Raw genomic sequence first — 4584 nt, 5'->3', positions numbered from 1 at the left:
CAGCAACCACCAGCGCACCCAAGCACTCGCCCCCTGGCTGCAGCACTACAACACCCAACGCCCCCACTCGGCCCTGGGCGGCAAGCCACCCATCACCCGACTGACACCAAGATCATGACCGAGTACAACTAGCGCGTCCGCCGGTACGTCCCCGCTTCGGCCAGTCGCCGCGACAGGGCCGCCGGGGCCTGCACGAGCGATGGGCCGTACCAGGTGAGGTGCCGTCCGCTCACGAGCGCGACGTCGATGCCGGGGAACGCCTCGGGGCCGTCGTCCGCGGTGAACCGGTAGGGCTCGTCCGGGAGGACGGCCAGGTCGGCGCCGGACGCGTTCAGCTCGTCCAGCGGGATCTTCGGGTAGCGGTCGGGGTGGCCCGCGTAGACGTTGGACACGCCCAGGCGGGACAGGACGTCGCCGGTGAAGGTGTCGCGGCCGACGACCATCCATGGCCGCCGCCAGATCGGAATGACGGCCGCGCGGGGTTCGCGCGGCGCGACGTCCGACCAGACGCGGGCCGCCTCGTCCAGCCACGCCGGGACCGGCACGCGGCACGCCTCGGTGAGCATCCGGCGCAGGGACGCCAGGGCCTCGTCCACGGTGCGGATCTCCGTCATCCAGACGGGGATGCCCTGGGCGCGCAGCGCCTCGACGTCGGCGGGACGGTTCTCCTCGGTGTTGCCGAGCACGACGTCCGGCCGCAGCCCGGCGATCCGCTCCACGTCGGGGTTCTTCGTGCCTCTCACGCGCGGCACGTCCAAGCCTTCGGGGTGGGTGCACCAGTCGGTGGCCCCCGCGAGCAGCCCGGGCGCGGTCACCGCCACCGTCTCCGTCAGGGACGGGACGATCGACACCACCCGGCGCACCCGGTCCGGAACGGAGACAGGTGCGCCGGTGTCATCGCGAGCCCTCATACGTTGCGGCGGTACTGCCCGCCGACCTCGAAGAACGCGTCGGTGATCTGCTGGAGGCTGCACACCCGCGCCGCGTCCATCAGGACCACGAACACGTTCTCGCCGCCGCGGGCCGCCTCCTGGAGGGCCGCGAGGGCGGCCTGGGCCTCGTCGCGGTGCGCGTCCTGGTAGCCGTGGACGCGGTCGAGCTGGGAGCGCTTCTCGTCCTCGGTGGCGCGGGCCAGCTCGATCGTCTTCGGCGTCCCGTCCCCCGAGTCCGGGGTGCGGAAGGTGTTGACGCCGATGATCGGCAGGGAGCCGTCGTGCTTGCGCTGCTCGTACAGCATCGACTCGTCCTGGATGCGGCCGCGCTGGTAGCCGGTCTCCATCGCGCCGAGCACGCCGCCGCGTTCGCTGATGCTGTCGAACTCGGCGAGCACGGCCTCCTCGACCAGGTCGGTCAGCTCGTCGATGATGAACGACCCCTGCAGCGGGTTCTCGTTCATCGCCAGGCCCCACTCGCGGTTGATGATGAGCTGGATCGCCAGCGCGCGCCGTACCGACTCGGCCGTCGGCGTCGTCACCGCCTCGTCGTAGGCGTTGGTGTGCAGGCTGTTGCAGTTGTCGTAGATGGCGATGAGCGCCTGCAGCGTCGTGCGGATGTCGTTGAAGTGCATCTCCTGCGCGTGCAGGGAGCGCCCCGACGTCTGCACGTGGTACTTGAGCTTCTGGCTGCGCTCGTTGGCGCCGTACCGGTCGCGCATGGCGACGGCCCAGATGCGGCGGGCGACGCGTCCGAGGACGTTGTACTCGGGGTCCATGCCGTTGGAGAAGAAGAACGACAGGTTGGGCGCGAAGTCGTCGATGTCCATGCCGCGCGCCAGGTAGGACTCGACGTAGGTGAAGCCGTTGGCGAGGGTGAACGCGAGCTGGCTGATGGGGTTCGCGCCCGCCTCGGCGATGTGGTAGCCGGAGATGGACACCGAATAGAAGTTGCGGACCTGGTTGGCGATGAACCACTCCTGGATGTCGCCCATCATCCGCAGCGAGAACTCGGTGGAGAAGATGCAGGTGTTCTGCCCCTGGTCCTCCTTGAGGATGTCGGCCTGCACGGTGCCGCGCACGGTCGACAGGACGCGCGCGCGGATCCGCGCGGCCTCCTCGGCGGACGGCTCGCGCCCGTTCTCCTCGTAGAAGGTGTCCAGGCCCTGGTCGATGGCGGTGTTGAGGAAGAACGCCAGGATCGTCGGCGCGGGACCGTTGATGGTCATCGACACCGACGTGGCCGGCGACGACAGGTCGAACCCGTCGTAGAGCGCCTTCATGTCGTCCAGCGTGGCGATCGACACGCCGGAGGTGCCGACCTTGCCGTACACGTCGGGACGCTCGTCCGGGTCGCGCCCGTACAGGGTGACCGAGTCGAACGCGGTGGACAGCCGCGTGGCGGGCTGCCCTTCGGAGAGCAGCTTGAAGCGGCGGTTGGTGCGGAACGGGTCGCCCTCCCCCGCGAACATGCGGGCCGGGTCCTCGTTGTCGCGCTTGAAGGGGAACACCCCGCCGGTGAACGGGAACCGGCCGGGCAGGTTCTCGTTGCGCAGGAACCGCAGCAGCTCGCCGTGGTCGGTGTAGCGGGGCAGGGCGACGCGCGGGACGCGGCTGCCCGACAGCGACTCGCGCGTCAGCTTGGTGTGCAGCTCCTTGTCGCGGATCCGCACGACCTGCTCGTCGCCGGAGTACGACCGGGCGACGGCCGGCCACCCCTCGATGAGCCCGGCATTGTCCGGGGCGACGTCGCGGCGGGCCTTCTCCAGGAGCCCTTCGACCTCGGACGCGTCCGTCAGCTCGGCGCGCACCTCGTCCAGCCGCTGGACGCGCCGCACGGCGTCCATCTGCCCGAGAGTGTCGGCGTGGTAGCCGCGCACGGTCTCGGCGACGCCGGACAGGTACCGCACCCGGCCGGGCGGGATGACGGTCGCGGCGCCGGTCGACACCTTCGTCGCGGCCCCGGGCAGGGCGCCGTCCTCCAGCCGCAGCCCGTGCTCGGCCAGCATCCCCCCGAGGTGCTGGTACAGGGCCGTGACACCGTCGTCGTCGAACGTCGCCGCGCTGGTGCCGTACACGGGCATGTCCTCGGGCCTCTTCCCGAACGCCTCCCGGTTGCGGACGAGCTGGCGGCCCACGTCCCGCAGCGCGTCGGCCGCGCCGCGCCGCTCGAACTTGTTGATCGCCACCACGTCCGCGAAGTCGAGCATGTCGATCTTCTCCAGCTGGGACGCGGCGCCGAACTCGGGCGTCATCACGTAGAGGGACACGTCCACCAGCGGGACGATCGCGGCGTCGCCCTGCCCGATGCCGGGCGTCTCCAGGACGACGAGGTCGTAGCCGGCGGCCTTGCAGGCGGTGACGATGTCCCCGATGTTCTCCGGCAGCTCCCGGGCGCCCCGGGTGGCCAATGACCGGAAGAACACGTGGTCGCCGTCCAGGGAGTTCATCCTGATCCGGTCGCCCAGCAGCGCACCGCCGCCGCGCCGCCGAGTGGGGTCGACGGCCAGCACCGCGACGCGCAGCCGGTCCCCCTGGTCGACGCGCAGCCGCCGCACCAGCTCGTCGGTCAGGGACGACTTCCCGGACCCGCCCGTCCCGGTGATGCCCAGCACGGGTACCTGCCGCGCGGCCGCCGCCTCGGCGAGCCGCGCCCGCGCGTCCCCGGGCAGCTTCCCGGCCTGGAGGCAGGTGATGGTCCTGGCGAGGGCGCGCCGCTCCCCCGCCAGCACGGCATCGGCGGGGGCGGGCTCGGCCGCGAGGTCCACGTCGCAGTCGCGCACCAGCTCGTTGATCATGCCGGGCAGGCCGAGCCGGTGCCCGTCCTCCGGGGAGAAGATCCGCACGCCGGAGCCGGACAGCCGCGCGATCTCCTCGTGCACGATGACGCCGCCGCCCCCGCCGAACACCCGCACGTGCTCGGCGCCGGCCTCCTTCAGGCCGCGCGACAGGTACTCGAAGTACTCGACGTGGCCGCCCTGGTAGGAGCTGATCGCCACGCCCTGCGCGTCCTCCTCCAGGACGGCGTCGACGACTTCGCGGACCGAGCGGTCGTGCCCGAGGTGCACCACCTCGGCGCCCTGCGACTGCAGGATCCGCCGCATGATGTTGATCGCCGCGTCATGGCCGTCGAACAGCGCGGCGGCCGTCACGAACCGCACCGGGTGCACCGGCGCGTGCAGTTCCGCCGTCACCGTCCCCACCCCAAACTTTGGACTTCCAATATTTGGAAGTTAAAATAGTTTCCGTGCGCGACGCAGTCAAGACCACGTACGGTGACCCGGTGCCCGACACTCCCGACCCGACCGCCCCCGACCCGATCGCGGAGGCCCACCGCCAGTGGAGCGCCCGCTGGCCCGAGCACGCCGACCACATGGCGGCCGTCACCTCGGTCATGCGGGCCCAGCAGCTCCTGCTCAGCCGGATCGAGGCCGTCCTCAAGCCGTACGGGCTGACCTTCGCCGCCTACGAGGCCCTCCGCCTCCTCGCCTTCGCCCGCACCGGGACCCTGCCCATGGGCAAGATGGGCGACCGCCTCATGGTGCATCCCGCCTCGGTCACCAACGTGATCGGGCGCCTGGAGCAGCGCGGCCTCGTCGGCCGCCGCCCCTCCCCCGACGACCGCCGCGTCGTCCTCGCCGCCGGGCCGGCC

General features: G+C 71.4%; 4 protein-coding genes. 2 read left to right on the top strand and 2 right to left on the bottom strand.

The window, feature by feature from the left end; genetic code table 11:
- The coding region (locus tag E1293_RS44745) for an integrase core domain-containing protein (protein ID WP_165978491.1) at positions 1-118 on the top strand (118 nt) is incomplete at its 5' end.
- A gap of 10 nt (positions 119-128) precedes the next feature.
- On the opposite strand, the gene E1293_RS44740 is transcribed toward E1293_RS44745, so the two are convergent.
- Together E1293_RS44740 and icmF are read right to left on the bottom strand one after the other, a co-directional pair.
- Positions 129-911: a helical backbone metal receptor gene (locus tag E1293_RS44740; protein ID WP_132205891.1), complete on the bottom strand. Its 783-nt coding sequence runs from the start codon at positions 909-911 to the stop codon at positions 129-131.
- Positions 908-4126 (bottom strand): fused isobutyryl-CoA mutase/GTPase IcmF, encoded by a 3219-nt coding sequence (gene icmF, locus E1293_RS44735; RefSeq protein WP_132205889.1) that lies wholly within the window; start codon positions 4124-4126, stop codon positions 908-910. The genes E1293_RS44740 and icmF overlap by 4 nt, the downstream gene beginning before the upstream one ends.
- Before the next feature lie 89 nt (positions 4127-4215).
- Here icmF and E1293_RS44730 point away from each other — a divergent pair.
- A partial coding sequence (locus E1293_RS44730; protein ID WP_207939496.1) for a MarR family transcriptional regulator occupies positions 4216-4584 on the top strand: 369 nt, incomplete at its 3' end.

The organism is Actinomadura darangshiensis, assembly GCF_004349235.1.
GTDB lineage: Bacteria > Actinomycetota > Actinomycetes > Streptosporangiales > Streptosporangiaceae > Spirillospora > Spirillospora darangshiensis.
The sequence above is the reverse complement of the archived record's forward strand: the minus strand, read 5'-3'. Positions and strand labels throughout refer to the sequence as shown.

Excerpts from the sequence above, each read along its gene's own strand:
- E1293_RS44740 (WP_132205891.1), bottom strand. The coding sequence starts at position 911 with ATGAGGGCTCGCGATGACACCGGCGCACCTGTCTCCGTTCCGGACCGG.